At 42.1% G+C, this 25,500-nt stretch carries 21 protein-coding genes; 6 read left to right on the top strand and 15 right to left on the bottom strand.

Annotation, left to right across the window (positions count from 1 at the left end):
• Positions 1-3: 3 nt before the first annotated feature.
• From glpX to G558_RS0103600, 3 genes are read right to left on the bottom strand one after another with little or no spacing between them, the layout of a single operon-like run.
• A complete protein-coding gene (glpX, locus tag G558_RS0103590) occupies positions 4-1,002 on the bottom strand; it encodes a class II fructose-bisphosphatase (RefSeq protein WP_036931516.1) in 999 nt (332 codons plus the stop codon).
• 52 nt (positions 1,003-1,054) lie between these two features.
• Positions 1,055-2,749: an S-layer homology domain-containing protein gene (locus tag G558_RS14410; RefSeq protein WP_028828950.1), complete on the bottom strand. Its 1,695-nt coding sequence runs from the start codon at positions 2,747-2,749 to the stop codon at positions 1,055-1,057.
• Positions 2,750-2,763: 14 nt separating this feature from the next.
• A complete protein-coding gene (locus G558_RS0103600; RefSeq protein WP_028828951.1) occupies positions 2,764-3,642 on the bottom strand; it encodes a copper amine oxidase N-terminal domain-containing protein in 879 nt (292 codons plus the stop codon).
• Positions 3,643-4,063: 421 nt separating this feature from the next.
• Here G558_RS0103600 and G558_RS13320 point away from each other — a divergent pair, with 421 nt between their 5' ends.
• Complete coding sequence (locus tag G558_RS13320) at positions 4,064-5,287, top strand: C40 family peptidase (RefSeq protein ID WP_028828952.1); 1,224 nt, start codon at positions 4,064-4,066, stop codon at positions 5,285-5,287.
• Between the two features lie 146 nt (positions 5,288-5,433).
• Here the strand turns inward: G558_RS13320 and G558_RS12280 are convergent, their stop codons facing one another.
• Genes G558_RS12280 through G558_RS0103630 form a run of 5 tightly spaced genes read right to left on the bottom strand, consistent with a single transcriptional unit; the run spans position 5,434 to position 9,933 of the window.
• Positions 5,434-6,123 carry an ABC transporter ATP-binding protein gene (locus G558_RS12280; protein ID WP_156888496.1) on the bottom strand — a complete coding sequence of 230 codons (690 nt, stop codon included), beginning with the start codon at positions 6,121-6,123 and terminating at the stop codon, positions 5,434-5,436.
• Positions 6,086-6,901 (bottom strand): ABC transporter permease, encoded by an 816-nt coding sequence (locus tag G558_RS0103615; protein ID WP_028828953.1) that lies wholly within the window; start codon positions 6,899-6,901, stop codon positions 6,086-6,088. Before G558_RS0103615 ends, G558_RS12280 begins: the two co-directional genes overlap by 38 nt.
• A complete protein-coding gene (locus G558_RS0103620) occupies positions 6,894-7,778 on the bottom strand; it encodes an ABC transporter permease (RefSeq protein ID WP_051188437.1) in 885 nt (294 codons plus the stop codon). The genes G558_RS0103615 and G558_RS0103620 overlap by 8 nt, the downstream gene beginning before the upstream one ends.
• On the bottom strand, positions 7,778-9,019 hold the full coding sequence (locus tag G558_RS0103625; RefSeq protein WP_028828955.1) for an ABC transporter substrate-binding protein: 1,242 nt from the start codon (positions 9,017-9,019) through the stop codon (positions 7,778-7,780). The genes G558_RS0103620 and G558_RS0103625 overlap by 1 nt, the downstream gene beginning before the upstream one ends.
• A gap of 56 nt (positions 9,020-9,075) precedes the next feature.
• Complete coding sequence (locus G558_RS0103630; RefSeq protein WP_036931518.1) at positions 9,076-9,933, bottom strand: nucleoside hydrolase; 858 nt, start codon at positions 9,931-9,933, stop codon at positions 9,076-9,078.
• A gap of 332 nt (positions 9,934-10,265) precedes the next feature.
• Between G558_RS0103630 and G558_RS12285 the strand changes: the two genes are divergently transcribed.
• Genes G558_RS12285 through G558_RS0103650 form a run of 4 tightly spaced genes read left to right on the top strand, consistent with a single transcriptional unit; the run spans position 10,266 to position 13,935 of the window.
• Positions 10,266-11,246 carry an ABC transporter permease gene (locus G558_RS12285; protein ID WP_051188438.1) on the top strand — a complete coding sequence of 327 codons (981 nt, stop codon included), beginning with the start codon at positions 10,266-10,268 and terminating at the stop codon, positions 11,244-11,246.
• Positions 11,246-12,208, top strand: coding sequence for an iron chelate uptake ABC transporter family permease subunit (locus tag G558_RS0103640; protein ID WP_028828957.1), 963 nt, complete (start codon positions 11,246-11,248; stop codon positions 12,206-12,208). The genes G558_RS12285 and G558_RS0103640 overlap by 1 nt, the downstream gene beginning before the upstream one ends.
• Positions 12,205-12,960 carry an iron ABC transporter ATP-binding protein gene (locus G558_RS0103645; RefSeq protein ID WP_207636193.1) on the top strand — a complete coding sequence of 252 codons (756 nt, stop codon included), beginning with the start codon at positions 12,205-12,207 and terminating at the stop codon, positions 12,958-12,960. Before G558_RS0103640 ends, G558_RS0103645 begins: the two co-directional genes overlap by 4 nt.
• An 18-nt stretch (positions 12,961-12,978) precedes the next feature.
• On the top strand, positions 12,979-13,935 hold the full coding sequence (locus tag G558_RS0103650) for a siderophore ABC transporter substrate-binding protein (protein ID WP_036931521.1): 957 nt from the start codon (positions 12,979-12,981) through the stop codon (positions 13,933-13,935).
• Between the two features lie 227 nt (positions 13,936-14,162).
• On the opposite strand, the gene G558_RS0103655 is transcribed toward G558_RS0103650, so the two are convergent.
• From G558_RS0103655 to G558_RS0103675, 5 genes are all read right to left on the bottom strand, one after another.
• The gene (locus G558_RS0103655) at positions 14,163-15,401 is read right to left on the bottom strand and encodes a TolC family protein (RefSeq protein WP_028828960.1); all 1,239 of its coding nucleotides are present in this window, start codon (positions 15,399-15,401) and stop codon (positions 14,163-14,165) included.
• 109 nt (positions 15,402-15,510) lie between these two features.
• On the bottom strand, positions 15,511-16,638 hold the full coding sequence (locus G558_RS0103660; RefSeq protein ID WP_207636194.1) for an ABC transporter permease: 1,128 nt from the start codon (positions 16,636-16,638) through the stop codon (positions 15,511-15,513).
• A complete protein-coding gene (locus tag G558_RS0103665; RefSeq protein WP_028828962.1) occupies positions 16,635-17,393 on the bottom strand; it encodes an ABC transporter ATP-binding protein in 759 nt (252 codons plus the stop codon). Before G558_RS0103665 ends, G558_RS0103660 begins: the two co-directional genes overlap by 4 nt.
• A gap of 1 nt (position 17,394) precedes the next feature.
• Entirely contained in the window at positions 17,395-18,333 is a 939-nt protein-coding gene (locus G558_RS0103670) for an ABC transporter ATP-binding protein (RefSeq protein WP_028828963.1), read from the bottom strand.
• A complete protein-coding gene (locus G558_RS0103675) occupies positions 18,334-19,578 on the bottom strand; it encodes an HlyD family secretion protein (RefSeq protein WP_028828964.1) in 1,245 nt (414 codons plus the stop codon).
• A gap of 202 nt (positions 19,579-19,780) precedes the next feature.
• Here G558_RS0103675 and G558_RS0103680 point away from each other — a divergent pair, with 202 nt between their 5' ends.
• Positions 19,781-21,136, top strand: coding sequence for an MATE family efflux transporter (locus G558_RS0103680; RefSeq protein ID WP_028828965.1), 1,356 nt, complete (start codon positions 19,781-19,783; stop codon positions 21,134-21,136).
• A gap of 18 nt (positions 21,137-21,154) precedes the next feature.
• Here G558_RS0103680 and G558_RS0103685 read toward each other — a convergent pair whose 3' ends face one another.
• A complete protein-coding gene (locus tag G558_RS0103685) occupies positions 21,155-23,191 on the bottom strand; it encodes a hypothetical protein (protein WP_028828966.1) in 2,037 nt (678 codons plus the stop codon).
• Positions 23,178-25,394, bottom strand: coding sequence for an efflux RND transporter permease subunit (locus tag G558_RS0103690; RefSeq protein WP_028828967.1), 2,217 nt, complete (start codon positions 25,392-25,394; stop codon positions 23,178-23,180). Before G558_RS0103690 ends, G558_RS0103685 begins: the two co-directional genes overlap by 14 nt.
• Positions 25,395-25,500 lie beyond the last annotated feature (106 nt).

Below are 25,500 nucleotides of genomic sequence, written 5' to 3' on the forward strand. Positions count from 1 at the left end.
TTCTTATCTGTTTCCATAAGCTTTCATAAGCTTTCTTAGTATATCATTCTTGTCAAGTTTATGAGTAGCTTCCACAAAACGTATAGTGCCGCTCTTGGCTCTCATTACTACCGAATGAGTAGTGGCTCTGTTATCTACATCATAAACCACGCCTCTCAAAAAGTCTCCCGAAGTAACTCCAGTAGCTGCAAAGAATATCTCATCTCCACATACAAGATCATCCAGCGTAAGCACTTTGTTTATATCTTCATCACTAAAGCCCATCTCGTGACATCTTTCAATTTCTTGCTCACTCATTGGGCAAAGTCTGCCCTGCATGTCTCCGCCAAGTATCTTGACAGCCGCCGCAGCGATTACTCCCTCAGGCGCTCCACCCATGCCAAACATTATATCTACACCAGTATTTTCAAAACATGTAGCAATACCAGCTGCTATGTCACCTTCATTGAATACTTTTATTCTGGCTCCAGCTTCTCTTATCTCATCCACTATACCCTGATGACGTTCTCTGTCAAGTATAGTAGCCGTTATAGCCTCTACCGGTTTCCCAAGCGCCTCTGCTACAGCATTGAGATTTTCAGATACAGATTTTTTTATATCTATGCAGCCTTTTGCCTTAGGTCCTACTATTATCTTTTCCATATAAGTATCAGGAGCCTTGAGCATACAGCCTTGATTTGCCATTGCAATTACTGCTATTGCGTTAGGAAGACCCTTTGCTATAAGAGCCGTGCCATCAAGCGGATCAACAGCTATGTCATAACTTGGTCCAAAACCACTTCCTACTTTTTCTCCAACATAAAGCATTGGCGCCTCATCGAGTTCACCTTCACCTATTACAATTTCACCTCTTATATTAACGCTTTCAAAGGCCATTCTCATGCCTTCAACTGCCGCTCCGTCAGCACCGTTTTTGTCTCCCCTGCCCATAAATTTTGCAGAAGCAAGCGCTGCTGTTTCAGTTACTCTGACAAGTTCCAAAGCCAAGTTGCGATCATCCATCAATAAATCCTCCCAAAATATATAAAATCATAAAGTTTAACATCGATTTGTTCTAATAATAATAAGATACCCTTGTCGCTTCAATTACATCAATGCCCTCATAACCAGTTATAATTACTTTCTGGCCTTTTTCAAGATCCCTTACATATTGAGCCTTGCCTGTAATATAATCATATATATCCGTTTTTGAGTCCATCATTACCTTAATAGTCTTTGCCTCAGAATCTTTCATAAAGAAATAATCTTCTTTAGTATTGACATCTGTTATAGTCCCAACAAAAACTTCACCCTTTGTCTGAGTGTAAAGAGTAAGATCCAGAATTTCATTGCTGTTTGCATATACATCAGCTTCATAACCTATCTTTATATCAGAAATGCCAGCCCTTGAATTTTTCATATATATAACAGAAGAGTTTGTAATATTCATCTTCCTTATAGCCCCGTCTTCATCCATAAAAGTCACTAGAGCGCTGGAGTTGGAATTTATAGTTACGCCTTTTATGATGACGTCTTTTAATGTACGCTTTATGCTCTTTGCTTCAATCTCAGTTATAATAGATTTTTCAATCTTTATCTTGGCCTCGTCCCCAGATGCCAGGTCCGAAACAGAAGCAGACTTTCCATTTTTTTGTACATCTGCTTTTGATCCTATGTCATATTGCTCTGTTTTTCCGTTTGAAAGCTTTATCTCTATATAAGAAGAAGTAGCTTCTACTATCTCTGCCAGCTCAGTCTTGTTAACGTCAAGTTTGCTAACAGCCTCCAGACCTTTTACAGTAGTACTGTCTGTATAAAGTTTTACAGAGTAACCCACCTTTACATCCTCAGGCTTTGCGCTCTTTCCATCCACAGCTACCACTACACCGCTGGCTTTGTTTGAGAAACCAAGGATATTCCCCCTGGAATCCTCAATCGTAACGACCATATTATTATCGTCAAGATTTATACTTTTAATAATACCTTCTACTATAACTCCACTTGGCATTATTATTTTGCCAGGGTCAGGAGTTGGAGTTGGGGTTGGAGTTGGGGTTGGAGTTGGAGTTGGAGTCCCTGTTCCAGGGTCAGTATTTCCAGAATCTTCCTTAGCTCTTTCACTGCTTGGGTATGATATAGAAAGCATTTTAGCAGTCTCGCCCCTTGTTACAGACTTGTTGGGCATAAATTCTCCAGAGACCGCTACTATGCCTTTTCTCCCAAGAAGTTCTATATAAGCCACCGCCTGTTTTATTATAGTATTGGCATCCTTATATTTGACAACTGCAGCATTGCTCAGCTGGGTCTCCCAGTTGAGGGCTCTCACAAGGTACACGCAAAATTCGTATCTGAGAGCTTCTTTCTGCTTCTTTTTAGAATCTATAAATTCTTTAAGATAGGCCTCTCCAAACCAGCTGTTTTCAAGTGCAAAAACTATTGCAGGCCTTCCATACTCAGGTATATTGTAAGTATTGAGTTTAGTAGTCCACTTGGCCTTATTGTCAGTATAAGTATCTTTTATGATGTCTGTTGGATAGAGTCTTGACATAAATACTATTGCATCCACTCTGGAAACCGGACTATTTGGTCTAAAGGTCCCATCAGAATATCCGCTTACGAGTCCCTTGTCTCCTATATCTTTGATATAAACAGAACTCCAGTGAGGTGCTCCCTTAGAGTTTGTAAGATCGCTGAAACTCACAGCATAAGAAGTCACCGTGCTTCCAAGTACCATAAATGCCACAAGTAAACTGAGTATTGATTTTTTCATATAATACCTCCTGTTTAATATACACTTGCAAATTCATCATAGCTTACCGCTGTGACAGCTAGTGTTTTTGTAGAATCTGTATTGTTTAAAATATAATATACCGTACCACTGTAAGTAGTTTTTTCAAGTTTGTAAGTCCCACTCAAGACATCCGATTTCACAGTCAAATTGTCTCCGCTTATAGTATAGGTTCCTTTTGCAACTTTATTTGAAGAAATATTTTTTATGTCCATAGTCTTGTCTGCCTTGAACTGAACCGCATACTTGACATTACTTACACTTTGCATGGCCCATGTTCCGTGGATCTGGCTGTTAGAAGCTGCCGTATCCTTTAAAGGAACTGTAATTGTTCCAGTGCCTGGTTCTACCGGCTTTACTGGTTCTACCGGTTTAGTCGGCTCTACAGGCTTTACTGGTTCAGATGGAAAAAGTCCAGACCCCATGCTTATATCCACTTTATATGAAGGATTGCCTTCCCACTTTGTTCCTCCACCCATCTGGTTAGCTACGAATGAAAGAGGTACCATCATACTTGTACCCATAATTACAGGTGGGGCATCCAAATCTACAGATTTTCCATTTACCTTTGCCTTATTACTGTTCTTTGTAAGTTCTACTTCAATACCTTCTCTGGTCCCTTTAGCCGTGCTTGTAGCCGCATTCCACTTTATATCCTTTTCCGCAACCCCAATAGCCAGAAACAGTGACTTAAAAGGAATCATTACCCTGCTGGCTTTTTCATCAAGTACCGCCGGGTGTCCTACGACATTCATAGGCAGCTCATCCACAATCACAGTAACATTATCTTTGGACTGCGCGTATCCAGGCGTCGCAAAGGCTCCTCCAGCCATAAATACAAAGCTCGCAGTACAGATACTCAAAAATCTCTTCATTATATACCTCCAGATTATACATTTTCATGTCAAAAAACTAAAATATTTATATATGTATCCTATTTCATTTTATCAAATAATTTTAACGATTCCATGACAAGCATATTACAATATAACATTACAATTATATCACGGCCAGGCTAATAAATCAAAACATAACGCGCCTTTATGCCAATGTAAGCTGGCAAATATGGTTTAATGGGGTAATTTATCTGTAAACTTTTTGTAATTTTTCACAGACACATCAATTTTTCTTTCTTTTTGCACCCACTGATTTAATCAACTTATACACTTACCATTTTGTCGACACTTTAAACAGGTAAAATGAAACTGTAACTATTTTGTAATAAAAAGCTTTTCAATCCAAAAAAACCATGCTATAATTGGTAATGTTAAGAAAGAGAAATGGAGGATACAGCAAATGATAAAGCTTCAAACCAGTAAGACGAAGCATTCCATGTTACGCAGCCCCTATCTATTCATCCTAGCATCTTTAGTATGCTTAGTCGGCACTTTATTTTATTATCAGCCAGGTGTTGGATATGAGATTATTTCCAACGGAGAACATGTCGGATATATAAAAACAAAGGCCCAGGCAGAACAAACAGTAAACAGCTTTAATACACAAATAAGAGATGAAAAAGGTGAAACTGCAACATACGACCTTAGTGTAAGCTATCAAAAAGGAAAAATGGATAACAGAGAATTCACCAGTGCAGATGTAATGAAACATAATTTTGAACAGTCGATTGACATCAAAATGCCAGCATACATTATTAAATCTGACAGCAAAGCAGTAATGGCAGTTAAAGACGAAGAAACGGCACAAAAAGTACTTAATGCTGTAAAACAACCCTACGTCATAAATTCAGACTCAGCCAAGATAAGCAACGTGAGAGTAAACTTTATACAAGACGTAGAAATACTTAAGCTTGAAAAAGTCTCAGAAGCAAATATACTAGAATCACATGAAGCACTTGCAACAGTTAATCCAAGTGCCACAGTATCACGTTCAAAACTTACAAGAAGCCTGGTTCCAAAGACAGATGAAGTTTCACAACTTTTCGATATAAAGACATCATATGAAAAAAAGGAAGCAATAGCAGTACCCTTTCAAGTTACAAAAGTAGCAGATCCTACAATGAAACTTGGAGAGACCAAAGTTAAATCACAAGGAAAATCCGGTGTCAGAGAAGTAAACCGTCTCGTAACAATGCTAAACGGAAACCCTGTAGAAAACAAGGTCCTTACACAGAAAATAGTTGAAAAACCAGAAGATAAAGTAGTTCTTTACGGAACAAAAAGTACTGCAAGCGGGGTAGTTGGAATCGCAAAGCAGTATCTTGGAACACCATACAGATGGGGTGGCACCACTCCAAGCGGATTTGACTGTTCAGGTTTTACATCATATGTATACAGACAGCTGGGAGTATCACTTCCAAGAACATCATATTCACAATCAAAAGCAGGTACAAGAATATCAGCGTCCAATCTGCAGCCAGGTGATCTGGTATACGGACCAGGACATGTTGGAATATATGTAGGCGGAGGATCTTACATCCATGCCCCACAACCAGGGCAGAGTGTAAAAATATCTCCATTATCACAATTCAGAAACTTCTCATACGGAGTTCGAGTACTGTAGTCACAGATTTCAAAATCATAAATTGACATAAAAACACCAGTCGAATCGACTGGTGTTTTTTTTACGCCTCCAATGTATCTTAAGATACATACATTTTTAAACTTGCCCAAATTATACGAATTATGCTCAGACGAATTTGTGGAGAATTAAGGCTTGTCACACTGAACATCTTCCTCATATCTGACTATCTCGCCGTCCTTCATATACGCTATGGCATCAGACAGCCTTTTCGCCTCCTTAGTATCATGTGTAACCATAACCGTAGTAAGCCCCGATTCTCTCTGGAGCTCAAGGAGGAGTTCTCCCATATCCAGCCTCAATTCTTCATCAAGACTCGAAAAAGGTTCATCAAGGAGCAGCACAGAAGGATTTACTGCAAAAGCCCTCGCCAGGGCTACCCTCTGCATCTGCCCTCCGGATATCTGGCTTATGCGCCTGTCCTCAAGCCCTTCAAGCCTTACTTTTGAAAGCTGCTCCCGGGCTTTATCCCTGTACTGCTGTTTTTTCATGCCGCTCATCTTAAGAGCGAACTCCACATTTTCAGCCACGCTCATATGAGGAAAGAGCCTCAGGTCCTGAAACACTATGACAGCCCCTCTCCTGTGCACAGGCACGCCAAGCACGGATCTTCCATCAATCATGACATCACCCGAGTACGGCTCTATTATCCCGGCCACAGTCTTGAGCAGGGTGCTCTTTCCGCATCCCGAAGACCCGAGAAGCGATATCAGCTGACCTGTTTTTACCTCCAGGCTGACATTCTTCAGTATATGTTTCTTTCCAAGCTCTACATTTATATCAGTCAGCAAAAGCCTGCTCATATTTCCTCCTCGCAAAAAACTCCATCACTCCAAATACAATCATCAGCGTCATTATGAACAGCGTAGCATACGCCGATGCCACGGTCCTGTCCCCGCTCTGGATATATGGCACCATAACGACAGAAAGTGTCCTTACCCTTCCTCCGCCAATCAGCAGCGTAAGGAAATACTGGCTGAACGAGACTATATAGGCCATGCTCAGAGACGACAGTACTCCCGGCATCATAATAGGCAGGCTGATGTGCCAGAAAGCCCTCAGCGGACTAACTCCCAGGACCTGAGCCTGAAGCTCGAGCCGGTCTCCCGCCATGGCCGTTATGTCAGTCATTATGCTCACCGTATATGGCACCGAATATATCATATGCACCAGCAGCAGCCCCGTCCAGGTATCTCCAAGCCCCATCCTAAGAAATACAACATGTACCCCCATCGCAAAGGACGCAGCCGGAACTATCATGGGAAGCATGCTGAAAAACGTGACCAGCCTCTTTCCCCTGAAATCATGCAGTACTATTGCCCTTGCCGCCATTATTCCCGTGACAGTCGCCAGGACAGCCACGCAGCCGGAGAGCAGTATGCTTGAGAAAATCACCTTCAGAATTCCGACATCCGAAAAGATCATCCTCAGCGCCCTCAGCGAGAATGCAGACGGAAACAGCTCCGGCCACTGCCACCTTCCAAAAAATATCCATACAGGAAGAATGAGAAGCGGAACCAGTATACAGACTGCGGCAAAATATAGTACAAGCCCTGCAGCCCTGTTTTCTCTTATCCATGATAACTTCCTATTCATAGTGCTTCCCCTCAATCTTCTCAGCCTTCTTCGTCATCCAGTAATATATTACCGAAATCCCCAGCGTGATTATAAGTATTATGCCATTCATTGCCATAGCATATGCCCTGTGGCGCAGATCCGGATGCATGTACTCAATATACGCCTGCACAGGGAGCGCTCTCGGCGTTGTCGCTCCCAGAAGAAACGGCAGCTCGTACGCTCCAAAAGCGAAGGCAAATATCATAACGAAGGCCTTGTTTATGACCGGGAGGCACAGCGGCAGCACGATATGGAAAAAAGACTGCAGAGGGCTTGCCCCCAGGTTTCTCGCAGCCTCTCCAAGCCTGTCATCTATGCTCGCCATGAACGACAGCACGAAATACGCCACAAAAGGCGCTTCCTTCCATATATATCCAATTATGACCCCTGCGCTGTCTCTTCCAAACAGGATCATCGGAAAATCCTCAGGAGAAGACACCGCTCCGGCTGCATACATCAGCCTCGAAAGCAGCCCGCTCTGGGAAAATATTATTATGACAAAAAATGCCACAACAGTATGCGGCACCAGTATCGGAATCCTTATTATGTCAGTCATCCTCGCAAAAATCCTGCCTGAAGATCTCCCTCTAAGGGACACGAGCATGCTGCAGATTGCGACTCCTGCAACCACTGAAATTACAGATGACACAAGAGCCGTATGCAGGCTGGTCTTTACAGACGCAAAAAGCGCAGGATCAGAAATCACTGCCCTGTAGTAATCCAGCGTGAGCTCTCTCATCTCAAATGCCGGTATATATCCAAGGCTCTGGATGAGCGCATTGCACACACCCAGAGCAAATATTGCCCCCAGAAAAATAAGCGGAGACAGGAGCAGATATGGATACAGTTTCTTCATTATGCTACTTCCTCAAGCCAGATTTCTTCTATTATCGGAACAAGCTTTGCAGGCATTTCAGGAAGCCTCTTTGAAAGAAGCTCATCCTGAGCTACAGTTCCCTTTCCTGTGTCCACAGCATCAAAAAGCGCCTTTTCCTCGTCAGAAAGCAGTTCATGCGATACTACCGGCAGAGTCTTGAGGACATCAAGCTGGCTCGCCTGCATCTGCGCTGACAGGATCTCATTTATGAGCACCATTGCGCCCGCCTTGTTAGGAGAATTCTGAGCAATCGCCATGTAATTCGTATTTCCTATCATTCCCTTGTCGAACAGAAACGCCCTCGCCGTATCCGGATAAACTCCGTCCGCTATGCTCAGCGCCACTGAATAAGGCGAATAGCTCATGTTTATAGCAAGCTCGCCGTCAGCGAACATATTGTCCATCAGCGTCGAGGATGCCGGATAAGTCTTGCCCTCATTCCACAGGTATGGGCTTAGCTCCTTAAGATACTCCATCGCCGGAGCTATGGCAGCTCTCACCGTTTCCTTGTCCGCCTCCATGTCAGCAAACATCTCATGACCTGATATATCATAAATAACGTTCCTTACGAAAGCGCTTCCTGTAAAATCAGGCAGCGCAGGGTATGTCACCTTGCCAGGATGTTTTTTTGCATATTCCATGAGCTCATCCGTATTCTTTGGAGTCTCAGGATTAATCGCACTGTCATTCATGAGTACCAGCTGAGCCTTTCCATATGGAGCCTCAAATCCCTCCACAGGATATCCGAAGTCATAAAGGTTCTCAACATCCTGCGCGTCTATAAGACTCTTATAATTAGGCAGATATCCTGCGAAAGGACCAAACAACAGCCCGTTTTCCTTTGCAGAATAAAAATTCTCTCCGTTTATCCAGATTACATCTACAGATCCCTCTTCAGTGCCAGCCTGCTTCTCTCCGGAGAGCTTTGACAGTATCTGATCGATGTCCATAGGAACTCTCTCAAGCGTTATGTCATAGTTTTCCTTCAGCGAGGACGCCACTACAGTATCGAGCCACTGATTTCGCTTGTCATCTCCGCCCCAGCCGTAAAAAGTCACCTTAGTGCCTCTCGCCTGCTCTGTTATTTCCTCAAAATCCGCCGATGCATCAAAACCCGCTGCCTTTTCGGCATCACCGGATGAACTTCCTCCTGAACAGCCCGCAAGGAGCGTCACTCCCATTATCGCCGCCGTAAAAATTGCCATAAGTCTTTTTTTCATTTCTTTACTTTCCTCTCTTTTTATAATTTTGTATCATTCTTATCAATATCCATGCTTTAATTCATATCTACGCTGCGGTAGGCCCTGTATACCTCATCTTCAAAAATATTAGAATCCTTTATAATCGGAAGATTGACCCTTACAGGTGCGCCGTTTCCAAGCAGCCTCCCCGATTTCATAGAGTCTTCGTCCGGATTTATCACGCAAAAAGAGTCCTCAAAAAGCTCTTTCTTCATTATATATGCCGCAGAGACAACATCCCAGTTGTAAAATCCATCTATGTCATACTTCTTCATGCAGTCATACCAGTATGAAGTCTTTTCGTCGATGTACCTGGCAATTTCTATCTTTGAGCCTCCGAGCCTGGCCCTGTGACCCTCATGTGAAAAGAATGCCTTCAGGCAGTTGTTTCCGGTTACTATACTGAGATTCTTTGCTTCCCTTATAACACCCAGCGCCGCCGGGCTGTCGCAGGAGAAGTTGAGCTCATTCATTACCTTGCCGTTTATATACAGAGTATCTGTTATGCCTCCCATGAGGCATAACCCTGCAAGGTTTTCAAAAAATCTCCTATCCTTAAGAAAAGCTCCATAGACATTCGTCAGAGATCCGGTCGCAAGCAGATATATCTCGCCCCTGTAGCGCTCTGCCATATCCGCCAGAAAATCCGATGCCTCGCTTTTATAATCACCCTCAAAGGCGCCTCCCCGAAGAAGAGGAATATGATCCAGTCCCAGCTCCTCTATCATGAGCTCTGTATTTAAAAATACGGTGTCCAGGTCGCTATTTCCATATGTAGCGCTAATCCCCATTATCTCAGCATCCATGCCAAGAAGATAGAGAAGCGCAAGCCCGTCATCCACATCGCATCCGTCTACTCCAAAGGTATTGTCGCAATCAAACAAAATCTTCATAAACTCTCCATTCTTTATTAAATCTGAATTTCAGCATATAATTTTCTACATAAACTCTTTAATTATATCATATCCTGCGTTTCAGTTGAATGTCGCTTAAAAAAACACCTTATAGATAATTTCTTTAGGTTTTATAGAATCTGTCTATAGCAAGCTCTGTACACAGTTTCGCAGGTATTTTCGAAACTATTTTACGTGACAATTGCTACTTTTGTATTGACAGACAAATATTCTGCATGTTACAATCTATTTTAGTTAGCAGTAGCTAACTTTTTATTTGAGATTCAGTTAGTTAATGCTAACCATTTTTAAACATGACCCCGGAGGTAACAATGAAAGAAAAAAAACTTACCCTTACCCTGTCAGCAATACTTATAATACTGTCTGCAGTCTCACTGTTCATCGGGGTGATTTCCATAGAGCTCTCCGGGATACTCAGCGGCGATATGCACCAGATACAGGTATTCCTGATATCAAGGCTTCCGCGGCTCATGGCGGTAGTGCTCGCCGGAGTCGGAATGAGCGTTGCCGGACTGATAATGCAGCAGCTCTGCATGAACAAGTTCGTTTCGCCATCAACGGGCGCCACCATAGCAAGCTCACAGCTTGGGATACTGCTCGCCATGATATTTCTTCCCAGCTCGACGCTTGCAGGCAAAACAGTATTCGCCTTCATAAGCGCAATAGCAGGGACCTACATTTTCGTATACTTCATGCAGAAAATCAGGTTCAACGACATAATAATGGTGCCCCTTACAGGAATAATGTTTGGTAGCATCATCGGAGGACTGACAGAATACCTTTCCTTCAGATACGGAATGGTCCAGGCGCTTTCTTCCTGGCTCGTCGGAGACTTCTCCCTGATAATAAGGGGACGCTACGAGATAGTATATATAGTGCTTCCGCTCGTGGTACTGGCATTTCTGTTCGCAAACCACTTCAACATAGTGGGCATGGGCGAGGATTTTTCAAAGAACCTCGGAGTGAACTACAGCCTGGTACTCTTCGCAGGGCTCTCCATAGCCGCGATGATAACCGCAGGCATAGTAGTGACTGCAGGCACCATACCTTACATCGGCCTCATAGTTCCAAACATAGTGTCCATGTTCAAGGGTGACCGTATAAAGTCAAACCTCATAGACACCGCCCTCTTTGGCGCCATATTCGTGCTCATGTGCGACATGGCTGGAAGGCTTATAATGTATCCTTATGAAATCCCTGTAAATCTAACCGTGGGAGTCCTGGGCAGCATAATCTTTATAATGCTTCTCATAAAAAAACTCAATCCAGTGAAAGGAGCAAGGCAGAGCTAATGAACAAATCACTCAACAGAAAGACCCTGATACTTATATCGCTCGTGCTCCTTGCAGCCGCAGCATTTCAGTTTATATCCGTTAATACAAAATACTTTGACTATGCCATGAGCATAAGAGCTCCAAAACTTACCGTGATGCTCATAACCGCTTTCTGCATAGGCAGCGCCTCCATAGTTTTTCAGACTCTGATAAACAATGTCATCGTGACTCCCTGCCTTCTGGGAATGAATTCATTGTATATCCTGATACACACCCTCGTAGTGTTCGCACTCGGATCAGGATCAGTGCTCGTGACGAACAAGAATATCTCATTTGCCATAGACCTGGCGCTTATGGTTTCAGCCTCAATGCTGATATACGGCCTGCTGTTTAAAAAGACAAAGAGAAATATACTCTACATCCTGCTTTCAGGTACGGTCATGGCTACGATGTTCACAAGCATAACCTCTACACTGCAGAGAGTCATGGATCCAAATGAATTCGCTACACTGCAGAACGCTCTCGTGGCAAGCTTTCACAAGGTGAATTCAGGGATAATATTCTTCGCGCTCGTCCTCATCCTTATGGTTATATACCTTCTGAGGAAGGAGCTAACACTCCTTGACATAATACAGCTAGGTAAGGCTAAGGCCATAAACCTCGGCGTGGACTATGACAGAGTCGTGAGAAAGCTACTGCTTGGAGTTGCAGTCTTCATATCAATAGCAACAGCCATGGTGGGACCCATATCCTTCCTTGGGCTGATAATAGCCAATCTGTCGAGGCAGATGTTCAAAACCTACAGACATTCATACCTTATCGCCGGAGCCACCCTTACCGGGATGGCAGTCCTGCTTGCAGGGCAGACCCTGATAGAGCACGTGTTCAATTTCAACGTAAACATTAGCGTATTCATAAACACAGGCGGTGGGCTATACTTCATGTACCTGCTGCTCAAGAGCAGGAGGACTATCAGATGATGAAAATAAACAGGCTTTCCAAATCATACGGAGGAAAGAACGTAGTCAGGAACGTAGACTTTGAGATACCCAAAGGAAAGGTGCTATCACTCATAGGGCCAAACGGAGCCGGAAAATCAACGGTGCTCGGGATGGTCTCAAGGCTTGTAGAGCGTGACAGCGGAAGCGTCGAATTCGAAGGTCGCGACATACTGAGGTGGAAGAGCAACGACCTGTCAAAAAAGCTCGCCATCCTCACACAGAGCAACAATATAAACGCAAAGCTGACAGTCAGAGAGCTAGTCTCATTCGGCAGGTTCCCATACAGCGGAAACCACCTTACATCAGAGGACAGCAGGATAATAGACGAAGCCCTTGCCTACATGGAGCTGACTGACATGCAGGACAAGTTCGTAGATGAGCTCTCAGGCGGACAAAGGCAGAGAGCATACATCGCCATGGTCATAGCTCAGGATACCGAATACGTGTTCCTCGACGAGCCGACCAACAACCTCGACATATACCACGCCACGAACATGATGAAGATAATAAGAAAACTGTGCGACGAGCTTGGAAAGACCATAATCCTCGTTCTGCACGACATAAACTACGCCGCATTCTACTCAGACTACATCTGCGCCTTCAAGGACGGAAAGATAGAGAAATTCGGGACAGTCGAAGAAGTTATGCGTAAGGACATACTTTCAGAAATCTACAACGTGGATTTTGAAATCAGAGAGATAGATGGCAAGCCATTATCCATATACTATTAAAAAAAGGAGCATATTATAATGAAGAGATTCAAAAAATTCACAGCACTTTTAGGTGCCGCCGTACTGGCACTTTCAATTACAGCATGCGCAGGCTCAGATCAGGAAGAAGCAGCAGCCGCACCTGTATCAGAAACAGTCACCGTGGAGCACCTTCTCGGAAGCACAGAGCTGCCCTCTGATCCGCAGAGAATCGCGGTCCTTGATCTTGCAAGCCTCGACATGATAGATGCGATGGAGCTCGGAGACAGAGTAGTCGGAGTTCCAAAATCATCATCAGTTAGCTACCTCACCGCATACACAGAAAATGCTGACCTGGAGGATTTTGGATCCGTAAAGGAAGTCAACATGGAAGCCCTCATGGCATCAGAGCCGGACGTCATATTCATAGGCACGAGGCTGGAAGAGCAGTATGAGGAGATTTCAAAGATAGCTCCGACCATCTGCTTTGGAATAGACTATGAAAAAGGATACATGGAGAGCTTTGACTCAAACCTGAGCTCCTTCTCATCCATATTCGGGCTCGGTGAAAAAGCAGAAGAAATCTCTGCCGGATACGCAGACAGGCTTGCTAAGATAGCACAGTCCGCGGATTCCAGATCAGCGATAATTGGAGTAGTGTCAAGCAGCTCGCTCAGCACTCTCGGAAACACTTCAAGATGCGCCCTAATAGGAACTCAGATGGGATTTGAGAACATAGCCCAGGACGTTGACAGCACTCATGGAAACTCGTCATCTTTTGAATTCCTAGTGGATCTTGACCCCGAATACCTGTTCATACTCGACCGTGATACAGCCATAAATTCAGAAGGCGCAAAAACAGCAGTCGAAGTCATGGATAATGAGCTGGTACAAAAGACTCAGGCATACAAAAACGACAACATAGTTTACCTGACTCCGGACGTATGGTACCTTGCAGAGGGCGGAATCACAGCTACAGACACTATGCTCAGGGACATCGAAAACGCAGTGCTTTAAAAAATACTGATTAATCCTGAAAAAAGCCCCACCCTCTCTGATGCTGAAGGTGGGGCTTTACATTTTTATAAAATTGTCGCTTCAAGCCCGGATTCGAGCCTTTCTATCCTGCTCATCATATAATCCCGATGCCACTTCAAAATCGGTGTTATCTGCTCCAAACTGAATTTTTCTGTCAACAGTGCCACAAAATGCAAAATTGAAATCAAACTCCTTTACCGAAAACCCTACATTCCCATTCCCGCAAAGTAAGGACTTTCAAAGAGGAGTTTAAGCTGTTTTTGCTGAACTTTGAGACCGCTCAGCTTGTTCTCAAGCTCCATTTTTGAAATCATAGTATTTTCATACACATTCTTTGCAACCATTCCAAGATTATACTGAGCCTGAAGGGTCTTGAGCTGATATGCAAGTTTTTCACGTTCTATGCTCATAATCTCTATATTTTGCTGAAGCTGCTGAAGATTTGCATAGTTCTTGTCAACATTAAGCTTGGCATTTTTTATAGTCTGACTCATATCCAGTTCTGCCACATTTTTTTCATCCCTTGTGCTCTTGTAGTCCATTGTCGGAGCGGATGGCTGGTTGCCCGCAAGATATGAAAGGTACTGAAAGTTGTATATTTCAGGATAGTTTTGGAATGTAGTAGTCTTTTTCTCTACCTCATTTTTCTTGGCAAGTATGGATATATCATAATTTTCTATGTTTGCCTTGTATCTAACCAGATCTTCTGCCTCCATCACAAACTCTTTGTACTCCATTTCAAGAGGTACTATTTCATACGTCTCGGCTATCTTCAAGATTCCCGTATTCTTTTCAAGTTCTGCAAAAAGCTCATCAAGTTTTATATTTAAAATCATAAGATCATTTTTCAGGGCCTTGTTTGCTGCAATGGCAAGATCCAGATCGTTTTTTGATAGCATTCCAAGATCATATTTTTTCTGATTTAATCTTACGTTGGCATCGCCTTGAAGAATTTTTTTATTTGTCAGCTCTATGGTATCGAGTTGCTGCACAATATTATTAAAGAGTCCTGCTATAGTTATCTTAAGGCTCTCAGAGTCCACAGTTTTCTGTCTTTTAAGGAGATCTCTGGTAGTTGTAAGCGTCGTGCTGTAGATATCCATGTTGGCAAGAGTACCTGTCAGCATGTCTGGATCCTCTATAAGGAACAGTGTGTCATATCTGTTGAACAGATCATCTATATTGTCCTGGACAGTCTCTCTTTGAAGCTCGGCCATCTTTGTAGTTATGCTGTACTCAACCGCTTTTTTTATTGCAGTCTCAAAATCAAGAGGAAGTTTTACTATGGCTTCTGGTTCTTTTTCAACGTAGGGCTGGATCTTTGGGGGATTAAGCGGACCTGCTGCATACGCCTGATTAGCAACTGGAACATATATCCCTGAAAAAAGCAGGGCTGCAAGTGAAACCGACGCCATTTTTTTTACATTATTCTTTTTTATTTTCAAAATATCACCTCATATATTTCTCACCGATGTATAAAATTTACTATTATGTTTATTATACCATATTTTTCCAGACATAATATATCATTTTCGCGTCTGATTTGCGACCTAATTATTCGATTTTCTTTTTAAATTTCATAGTTGAAAGTACAAGGAATCCTATACCAAAAGCCACTAAAACAAAAAATTCAAAAATCAGATCTCCAAAATTGTTTCCCTTAAGAATGATTCCACGAAGCACATTCAAAAAGAAGGTCAGCGGAAAGAAGTTGCTTATGGCATAGATTGGAGCCGACATGGCCTCTCTTGGAAACATATATCCAGAAAGCAAAATATTGGGCATAATCATAAACATAGACAATTGCATGGCCTGAAGCTGGCTTTTTGATACTGTTGAAATCAGCAGTCCCATTCCAAGCGCGCTGAACAGGAAAATTACAGAGAACATCAGCAGCAGCGTGATACTTCCGGCGACCGGAACCCTAAACCAGAATATGCTTAGCCCCAGTGCAAGTACAATATCTACAAAACCTAGAATTATATAGGGAATAATCTTACCAATCATCAGCTCCATTTTCGTGATTGGAGTTACAATAAGCTGTTCGAGTGTGCCCCGTTCCCTTTCTCTTACTATGGAAAAGGAAGTAAGCATGAGCGTTACAGTTTGCAAAATAACTCCGATCAGTCCTGGAACATTAAAATATACGCTGCTCATGTCAGGGTTGTACCAGACCCTGGTCCTTAAGTCCAGGGGCCTGGGCATCTCAATTCCCATAGTCTGACTGATTATCTTTACCGATAAAGACTGAACTACAGCGCCCGCACTTGATAATATAGTCTGCGCCGTTGTCGGGTCAGAGCCATCAATGACCAGCTGTATCTGGGCCGTTTGTCCACGCCTTATAGTGTCTGAATAATCCGGCGGAATAATGACCCCCACCTTTGCATGACCTTGGTCTATATAATCTTGTACATCCTGTAAATTATTGGCATTATAGTCAATATCAAAATACTGAGAATTTGTAAAATTGTCAAGCAGTACCCGGCTTTCAATCCCAATATCATTATTTAAAACCACTGTAGGTATATGATCTACACTGGTAGACGTTGCATAACCAAACAGTAAAAGCTCCATAACAGGCATCAGTATTATGATGGCAATGGTTCTTTTATCTCTTTTTATCTGAGAGAATTCCTTTTTTATAATGGCCAGAATTCTTCTAAAATTTAATTTCATCATGATTCTACCTCATTATTTTTCTGGTCCACAAGGAAAACAAAAGCATCTTCCAAAGACGGCTTTACCTTGTCAATGCTGCCCACATGTTTCTTCATATTGTTAGGGGTGTCCATCAAGAGCACATTGCCATAATAAAAGAAACCTATTGTATTACAATGCTCCGCTTCATCCATATAGTGGGTAGTAACAAAGATGGTCACGCCCTTTTGAGAAAGATTGTATATTATGTCCCAAAACTGTCTCCTTGCTATAGGGTCAACCCCACCAGTAGGCTCATCGAGAAATAGCATGTCCGGATCATGAATGATTGCGCATCCCAGTGCCAGTCTTTGCTTCCAACCCCCAGAAAGGCTTCCTGTAATAAGTTTTTCTTTTCCGACCAGGTCTGCCATTTCCAGAATCTCTTTCTTCCGCTGATTGATTTTATCTTTAGGAACTCCATATATACCTGCATAGAAATCAAGATTTTCTTCTACAGTGATGTCCTCATAAAGACTGAATTTTTGAGACATATAGCCCGTATGTTTTCGAATCTCGGCATTGTCCTTAATGATATCATAGCCCAGAACATTTCCAGAACCCGAAGTGGCATCAAGAAGCCCTATAAGCAGCCTTATAACTGTCGTTTTTCCAGACCCGTTTGGCCCCAGGAATCCAAAAATCTCTCCCTTTTTTACATTAAAGCTGATATTATTTACTGCAACAAAATCGCCAAACTTTTTTGTAAGGTTTTTAATCTCAATGGCATTCTCCACCCTAAATTCCTCCTCCGCTTTCCTGACTTTTAATGATATTTACAAATACATCTTCAAGAGAAGGCCTTATTTTTTCCATAGTTTTTATCTCAACATCAATTGATTTAAGATCTTCCATCAGCTTTGTGCGGGCACCTTCATAATCCGATACTACAATATGAAGCTCTTCGCCAAGCAGGTAGGCATCTTCAACGTATTCCTGCTTTATAGCAAGATCTCTGGCTTTATAATTATTGTCAGAATAGATGCATATAATGTGTTTTTGAAAGCTTTCGATAATATTTGAAGGGGTATCTCTGGCAATAATCATGCCTTTGTCCATAAGGCCTATTTCATCACATCTTTCAGCCTCATCCATATACGGCGTGCTTATAAATATTGTTGTGCCCTCGTCCCTTAGATTAAACAAAATCTTCCAGAACTCTCTTCTGGCGACTGGATCCACCCCGATTGTGGGTTCATCCAGTAGCAGAAAATCAGGTGTATGAATCAAATTACATGAAAGCGCAAGTTTTTGCTTCATTCCGCCTGAAAGCTGGTCAGCCAGTTTATATGAATGATCCTTTAAATTGCTGAATTTCAGAAGATATTCTATTTTTTTCTCTCTGACATCTCTTGGAATCTCATATATATCCGAATAAAATTTCATATTTTCAAGGACGGTCAGATCTCCGTAAAGACTGAAACGCTGAGGCATGTAACCCAAATGTTTTATGATTTCATCGCTTTGTGTGCCTGCATCCAGTCCACCTATTTCCACAGTTCCGCTGTCAGGTTTCATCAATGAGCATAGGATTCTCATGGTAGTCGTCTTGCCTGCTCCATCTGGTCCAATAAGTCCAAAGATGGTATTGTGTTTAACATCAAGACTTATTCCGTCAACAGCCTTTATATCACCGAATTTTTTAGAAAGAGAAGTGATTTTTATGCCCGGTTTCATCTATTTCCCCTCCTCTACCTCATCTATTTTTATATTGACTTCCACAGGTATACCCGGTTTTATGACTCCATTTGAATCCTGAGCTTCTATTTTTACTTTAAATACCGTATTTACACGTTCCTCTTTTGTCTGTATGTTTTTAGGGGTAAATTCTGCCTCATTATTAATTCGAACCACTTTTCCTTCAAAAGCCTGATCAGTGTGTGAATCGACAAACAAACTGACATCCTGACCGGTTTTAATGTGACCTATGTTTGCTTCGGACACGTATACCTGGATTTCCGTTCTGGCAGGATCATAAATTTCCATAACGGGTTTCCCACTTGTAAGAAATTCACCCTTGTCAAAGAATATAGAATTGAGAACCCCATCCATGGGTGAGCGAATAAGAGTTTTTTCAAACTCAGCTTCTGCCTGACTTACTTCTTTTTGTGCCTGATTCATTTGAATATTTGCCGATGCAAGCCTATTTTCCAGATCTACCATCTGCATCTGACCACTCGATACGGCAAGCTCATACCCTGACTTTGCCTGAAGCACCCTGCTCTGGGCAATCTTTAAATTTGAGGCCGTTGGCATTGACTTCAAAAGATCAAGTTTGGATTTAGCTGCCTTATATTGAGATTCTGCCATCTGATAGTTTTTTTCAGCCTCATCATACTCTACCTGAGAAATTCCCTGCGCCGCAAGCATTGCACTGCTCCTGTCCAGATTTGCCTTTATGTAGCTTAGGTTTATATCTGCCTGCTTTACAGCTTCTTCTGCAAGACTGATTTCTTCTGCGCTTGATCCATCTTTTACTTTTTGATATTCTGCTTCCGCTGCCAGATAGCCGCTGTTAGCCTGTGCAATTATTTTTTCATTTTGTACACTATAAGTCGATATATTATCTTCAATGGCTGTAACATTTTGCCTTGCTGTTTCCAGATTGGTTTTTGTTTTTTCATACTGACTGGCGAGGGCGGTATTTTCAATTTTGGCAATTATCTGGCCCAATTTGAGTGTTTCACCTTCTTTGGCATCTATCTCAATTATTTTCCCGCTCACTTCACTGCTTATAATTACGTTATTGTTCTCAACAGTGCCCGAGGCTTTGACATATGTGCCCTCTGCAGTCTTAAAAATGCTTGAATTATCAGTGATACTAGCATTATAAATGTAGATAGAAGCCAAAGCCCCAGCGATTATAAGTACAATGAAAATATACTTTCCGTTATTTTTAAATGATTCCACTATATTTTTCATCCTATTCCAACCTTTCTTTTTTTATATTATAACACTGCATCACGTGAAAAAAGTGTTACATTGGTAACACATAAAAAACTAATTGATCATGATTTCAATGACATTTACCCTAATTTGCTTTATAATATTTAATGGGGAATTAACATAAACATTAATTAGCCCATTTACCACTTAACTGTCACATTATATTATAGGAGATAAGATGAACGAAAAACAAGATTTAACAGTCGGAAGTATACCGCAAAAAATAATATACTTATCAATGCCCATACTTGCGACCTCATTTATAAATATGGCCTACAACCTCATAGACATGATCTGTATAGGAAGGCTGGGAAGCGGAGCAGTTGCCGCAGTAGGAAGCGCTGGATTTCTGATGTGGTTTGCCCAGGCATCTTCTTCCATATCAAGGATAGGAGCTCAGATAACCATCTCTCAGTCTATGGGGAAAAGACAGCCTCATCTGGCAAGAGAATACGCTCAGGCCTCCATGTGGCTCAATTCATTTATAGCATGGGCCTTCACCATATTTATAATGCTTTTTAATTCCCAAATAATCGGCTTTTTCCGCCTTGGGGACCCAGTCATAATAAAGCAGGGCCGTATCTACCTTATAATAGTAGGATTTGCCATGATATTTGCCTACACCACTCCTGTCCTTTCGGCAATCTTTAATGCCTCAGGAGACAGTAAAACGCCCTTTTTATTAAATACCTGCGGACTTGTCTTTAACATAGTATTTGATATCTTGCTTATATTTGGAATAGGACCCTTTCCAAAGCTTGGAGTAGCTGGAGCTGCCATAGCTACGGCAGGTGCTCAGGCGCTTGTATGGCTATTATTTATACTTCACATAAAAAAATATCCTCAGCCCCATCTGGACATAAAGATATTCAGCAAACCTGATTTTGTAAAAATAAGAGAAATCGCAAAAATTGGATTTCCAAGCGCCCTCCAGTCATCGATGTATTGCGTATTTTCCATACTCCTTGCCAGGATAATATCCAATTTTGGAGCCACCGAGATAGCCGTTCAAAAGGTTGGTTCTCAAATTGAATCACTTTCATGGATAACCGCAGACGGCCTGGCCATAGCTATATGTGCCTTCGTGGGCCAAAACTATGGAAGCAAGAACTTTGACCGTATAGACAAGGGAATAAGGATTATTGCTATGATATCCATATCTATTGGTGCACTTGCCACAGTTGGACTTGTTTTCTTTGGAGAACCAATATTCAAGCTCTTTATAAATGAGCCCGCATCCATCCCAAGCGGGGTAAACTACCTTCGTATACTTGGATACTCACAGATTCTCATGTGCATAGAAATAATAACCATAGGAATGTTTAACGGATTTGGAGAAACAAAAATCCCGGCTATGATAAGTATTTTACTTACCGGAGCCAGGATTCCAATAGCCCTGTTTTTATCCGCAACTGCCCTTGGTGTAAACGGAGTATGGTGGGCTATAAGTCTAACTAGTATAATAAAAGGATTCATACTTCCTGTCTTTTATTATTTCTACAGAAAAAAAGTAATGCTGGAGTACCAGGCATAAACAGGCAAGCGGGCGCCTCTATGAAAATACAGAAGTTACTATATCTAACATTTTTCTAAATATGTCAGCTACCCTGCTTCCAAAAGTTCCTCTGTCTTGGACAGCACCAGACTCAAGGTCTTTTACGGCCTTGTCCGGGCTGTCTTTGCTTATTTCTGCAGTTCTCATTATAACCTGAACGCTCTCAGGGCTATGGTTCTGCTTGGATGTAAAAGACATCATGGGGGCCGAAGTATCTATATTAAGCAGATGATTCTCAGTCTCTGTGTATTTTTCCCACTCATCATCAATGAGTTTTTTTACAGTGTTTTTAGCGTTTCTTATAACCCCTGTCTGCTCGAGTCCCTTTATCGATTTATCCAAAACATCCGCAAGATTGTTAAGGCTTTTCTTGCTTCCTTCATCAAGCTGAGTCCCGCTTTTTTTCATAAGGTCTTTTGCCTCTCTTACAAAGCTGTGAGCATCATCTAGACTCTTTGTCGCAAGCTCCATACTCTCCTTTGAATCCTTGAGTGATTCTACAAGGGCAGGGTGATTTTCATCAATAATCTTGTTGAGGTCTGCAATCTGGTCTATCATTTTCTTTCCAATATCAGAAACCTCAATAACCGTAGCATTAAGGGCCTTTGTATTTCCCATAGCGCTTTGTATATCAGTTGAATACTCTCCGGCTACGCTCTTTAGCCCCCCAAGCATGGCTCCCATGTCACTCAGGCCACTTCCCACTTGAGAAACTCCTCCAAGTATGGCATCTATCTTTGGATCACTTACTGGCGCCGAGCCTCCACCAGATTCTCCTCCACCGACAATATCTCCTGCAGCATCCATACTTGATACATCTTCACTTAAAGACGCCGCAATTTGATTATAGTCTGCTATGTTGTTGTTGACAGCCATGACAAGAGTCCTGCTTCTGCGTGATGAGGAGGATTTCACTTCTCCCAGGTCTTCTACCATATCACTTAGTGAGTCCAGATTATCATTAAGGTCTTCCAAAACTCTTTGAAGCTTTGTCAGTTTCGGTTTTATAGTCTTAGTGGTGTCTACCATTATATTTAGCTGATTATTTACATTGTCTGCAAGGGTTTGTGCCTCCTCAAGATGAGGAATAAGCTTTTCTACCTGCCTTGCACTCTGGTCCAGATTCTCTATTGATATGTCTGCCTTATCATAAAGACTTTCCTTTGATGTGCTTATAGTCTCTCTGGCTGTGTCGAGTTCACGAAGGCCTTGAGATGTCCCCTTTATGCCGTCTTGCATACTCTCAAGGGTGTTAAGCACCACATCCATACTCGCATTCATTGCATTTGCCGAGTCTTCTATCTTATCCTTGGTTTCTCTTAGATCCTTTAGGTCTTCCAGCTGAGAAAGCGTAGCTGGGATTATCATTATTCCAAATCCAGGAAACTCAAAATCTTCAGAGCCTATCCTTACCACAAATTCATTTTCTTCACCAGGAAGCCCCATAAATATGGCCGCCTTCTTGCTTCCTACAGTCTGTATCTGGGCTCCTGGAGCCTCTATGCTCAGGGCCTCGTCCATATCCACCATAGCCGCCACCTGAAGCAGCATATTGTTGGAGTAATAAGATCCTGCCTTCTTGTTTGGAATTGCACTGAGCTTCATCTCTATGAGTCCACTTTTCCCAGCAAGGTCTTCTGCCTTTATCTCTACTCCGTTGAGTTTGTAGCCAACATCAAATTTCCAGGGCAGCACAGGTGACTGATCATAAGGAATTCCCTCAAAGTAGAATCGCTTGAGGTCTTTTTCTGCCTTAAATATGACCTTGCCATTGTTCATCTGTGGTTTTTCAAGATTACTCATGTTGGTAACCTTGGAATAATTTCCAAAATCCACTATCTTCTCAGCCCCGTTTACGCTGTAACTCTTTACTATTCTCGTTTCATCTATAGCCCCATAATAATTAAGGTTTACATACATAGTCTCATCATGTCCAGGTGTTGGCGCCGCCGCATAAGCAGTTCCTCCCCATATAAACGACGTCATAACAGCCGTTGCCGTTACCATAGCTCCAATCCTTTTATGCAGTTTCATCAAAATCGACCTCCGCTTCATCTTCTTTTGCTTTTTTTCTCCGTAATTTTTTTAGCTTCCTGTTTGCTTTTTTTTCATTTATTCCATCACTCATGATAATTCTTCTGCTTCTTCTTTTTTCACGCTTATCTTTTGCTTTTTGCTGCTGCCTTGCTATATGCTTATCAAAGAGAGCCAGCAGGGCTGGAAGCAGGGTAAGCACCAAAATTATACTCATCATGGCCCCTCTGCCGACAAATCTTCCCACCTGGGCTATCCCTCTGGTCGTAGAAATAAAAAAGAGTCCATATCCCACAACTGTCAGTATAGATCCCGAAGTCAGAACCGAAAGCGCACTCTTTTCAATAGAGGCTTTTGCCGCATCAGATGGCTGCATTTCCTTTCTTGCTCCCAGATAATTGCTGGTCACCAGTATGGAGTAGTCCACAGTCGCCCCCAGCTGAAGGCAGCTCACTATTATATATCCTATAAAGAGGACCGTATCTCCTGTCACATAAGGAAATGCCATATTAAGGAGTATGGCCGCTTCTATAGGTATTATAACCAGCATGGGTACAAGCGCCGACTGAAAACTTATGGCAACGACCAGTATTACACCCAGCATAGACAGCATATTCACGAAACTGTAGTCTTCATTTAAAATATTTTTCATATCTATGGTAGTTGGAGTAAGTCCCAGTACATGTGAATTTTCAGGGTAGTATTCTTTTATCTTGGCATCCAGCTTTTCACTGCACTCAAATGCAAAATTACTCTCCTCTGCCGTATTCATAGATATGAGTATCCTCGAGTAATTTTCCGTCTTCATCTTCTCAGTAAGGCTGGCCGGCAAGAATTCCTGTGGAACCCCAGAAGGCAACTCCCCTGCCAAGGACTTGGCGTAGTTTACAAATTCAAATTTTTCCAGATCCTCAGTGAGCCTTTTTTCACTCACAACAGATCCCACCGGCACCATGGCTATAATCATGTTGCTTCTTCCAAAAGCCTCATCTATTATCTGATTTTGTTCATATACCTTAGTCCCTGGCCCCTCGCCTAGAGCCTCATCTCCATAAAGAAACACGTTCATATCCTGGGCTACGTAGCAGGGAATTATAATTATAATAGAAAGCGCTATAATCACCTTTCTTCCTCTGTACATCTTGTCTGCAAAAGAACCAAAAGGAGGCATAAAAGACTTATGTGCATATTTTTCTATCTTTTCATTAAATCTCATTATAAGGGCCGGCATAAGTAACATAACCGTTGCAAGACTTATAACTATACCCTTTGCAAGGACAAATCCAAGGTCTTTACCCACGCTGAATTTCATGAGAGCCATAGCCAAAAACCCTACTATAGTAGTGGCTCCACTTGCCAAAATAGGACTGGCTGAATCCTTGAGAGCCATCTCCAGGGCATCGTGTATCTCCATTCCCTTTTGCTTATAGGCTGTAAAAGTATGAAGTAAAAATATAGAATAGTCCATGGATACCGCCAACTGAAGTATGGCAGCCGTTGCAAAAGTAAAAAATGATATCCTTCCAAAAACTATATTGCTTCCCATGTTGATTATAATGGCAACTCCCATGACCCCAATAAAGAGCACAGGCTCAAACCAGGATGTAGTAGTAAAGGCAAGTATAGAAAATATTATAATCAGGGCAATTACCATAGCCATGGCAACTTCTTTTACTATAGTCTCCTGCCTTGACTTGTTACTTACAGCAGACCCTGAAAAATATCCCTCATCCCCCACTATCTCATATATGTGATCCAGAGCCTCATGAGTAGATTTTTCAGAGCTTCCCTCTTCAAAAACTACATCCATAAGCACTTTTCCATCCTTGTAGTAATCATCCAGGGCATCTGGCTCTGTCGCAAAAGGATAGGCCATATAAACATCAGTAGCCGTATCAGCTCCCGTCACCATGTCCACTCCTTCTACCGAAGAAATCTGGTCTCTGATTCTCCTTGCCTCATAAAGAGTCACGTCTTCAAGCATTATCCTTGCCATACCCGGATAACCAAACTCCTTCTCCATGACATCCAGGGCTTCTCTTGAAGGCGCTGTGTCAGGCAAGTATTCACTCAAATCATAATTTACCCCTACAAAAGGAAAACATATGGCAAAGATAAGAAACATGGCAATGAACGCCTTTTCTATCTTTGTGCCCTTGTATACTATAAAATGAACAATTTTATCTATACCCTTTAATTTCATCTCAGCCTCCATTAATAAACATTGTGTTGATTTTCAATCCAGTGTATATTATAATACTCTTATAGCTATACTTCAATAATCAATAAGGTGGCATTTGTTCACTAAT

Source organism: Proteocatella sphenisci DSM 23131 (assembly GCF_000423525.1).
Lineage (GTDB): Bacteria > Bacillota > Clostridia > Peptostreptococcales > Filifactoraceae > Proteocatella > Proteocatella sphenisci.

Excerpts from the sequence above, each read along its gene's own strand:
- G558_RS0103650 (WP_036931521.1), top strand. The coding sequence starts at position 12,979 with ATGAAGAGATTCAAAAAATTCACAGCACTTTTAGGTGCCGCCGTACTG.
- G558_RS0103680 (WP_028828965.1), top strand. The coding sequence starts at position 19,781 with ATGAACGAAAAACAAGATTTAACAGTCGGAAGTATACCGCAAAAAATA.
- G558_RS0103600 (WP_028828951.1), bottom strand. The coding sequence starts at position 3,642 with ATGAAGAGATTTTTGAGTATCTGTACTGCGAGCTTTGTATTTATGGCT.
- G558_RS13320 (WP_028828952.1), top strand. The coding sequence starts at position 4,064 with ATGATAAAGCTTCAAACCAGTAAGACGAAGCATTCCATGTTACGCAGC.
- G558_RS0103630 (WP_036931518.1), bottom strand. The coding sequence starts at position 9,933 with ATGAAGATTTTGTTTGATTGCGACAATACCTTTGGAGTAGACGGATGC.
- G558_RS0103640 (WP_028828957.1), top strand. The coding sequence starts at position 11,246 with ATGAACAAATCACTCAACAGAAAGACCCTGATACTTATATCGCTCGTG.
- G558_RS12285 (WP_051188438.1), top strand. The coding sequence starts at position 10,266 with ATGAAAGAAAAAAAACTTACCCTTACCCTGTCAGCAATACTTATAATA.
- G558_RS0103625 (WP_028828955.1), bottom strand. The coding sequence starts at position 9,019 with ATGAAAAAAAGACTTATGGCAATTTTTACGGCGGCGATAATGGGAGTG.
- G558_RS0103690 (WP_028828967.1), bottom strand. The coding sequence starts at position 25,394 with ATGAAATTAAAGGGTATAGATAAAATTGTTCATTTTATAGTATACAAG.
- G558_RS0103615 (WP_028828953.1), bottom strand. The coding sequence starts at position 6,901 with ATGAATAGGAAGTTATCATGGATAAGAGAAAACAGGGCTGCAGGGCTT.
- G558_RS0103685 (WP_028828966.1), bottom strand. The coding sequence starts at position 23,191 with ATGAAACTGCATAAAAGGATTGGAGCTATGGTAACGGCAACGGCTGTT.
- G558_RS0103620 (WP_051188437.1), bottom strand. The coding sequence starts at position 7,778 with ATGAAGAAACTGTATCCATATCTGCTCCTGTCTCCGCTTATTTTTCTG.
- G558_RS0103675 (WP_028828964.1), bottom strand. The coding sequence starts at position 19,578 with ATGAAAAATATAGTGGAATCATTTAAAAATAACGGAAAGTATATTTTC.
- G558_RS0103670 (WP_028828963.1), bottom strand. The coding sequence starts at position 18,333 with ATGAAACCGGGCATAAAAATCACTTCTCTTTCTAAAAAATTCGGTGAT.
- G558_RS0103660 (WP_207636194.1), bottom strand. The coding sequence starts at position 16,638 with ATGATGAAATTAAATTTTAGAAGAATTCTGGCCATTATAAAAAAGGAA.
- G558_RS14410 (WP_028828950.1), bottom strand. The coding sequence starts at position 2,749 with ATGAAAAAATCAATACTCAGTTTACTTGTGGCATTTATGGTACTTGGA.
- G558_RS0103645 (WP_207636193.1), top strand. The coding sequence starts at position 12,205 with ATGATGAAAATAAACAGGCTTTCCAAATCATACGGAGGAAAGAACGTA.
- glpX (WP_036931516.1), bottom strand. The coding sequence starts at position 1,002 with ATGGATGATCGCAACTTGGCTTTGGAACTTGTCAGAGTAACTGAAACA.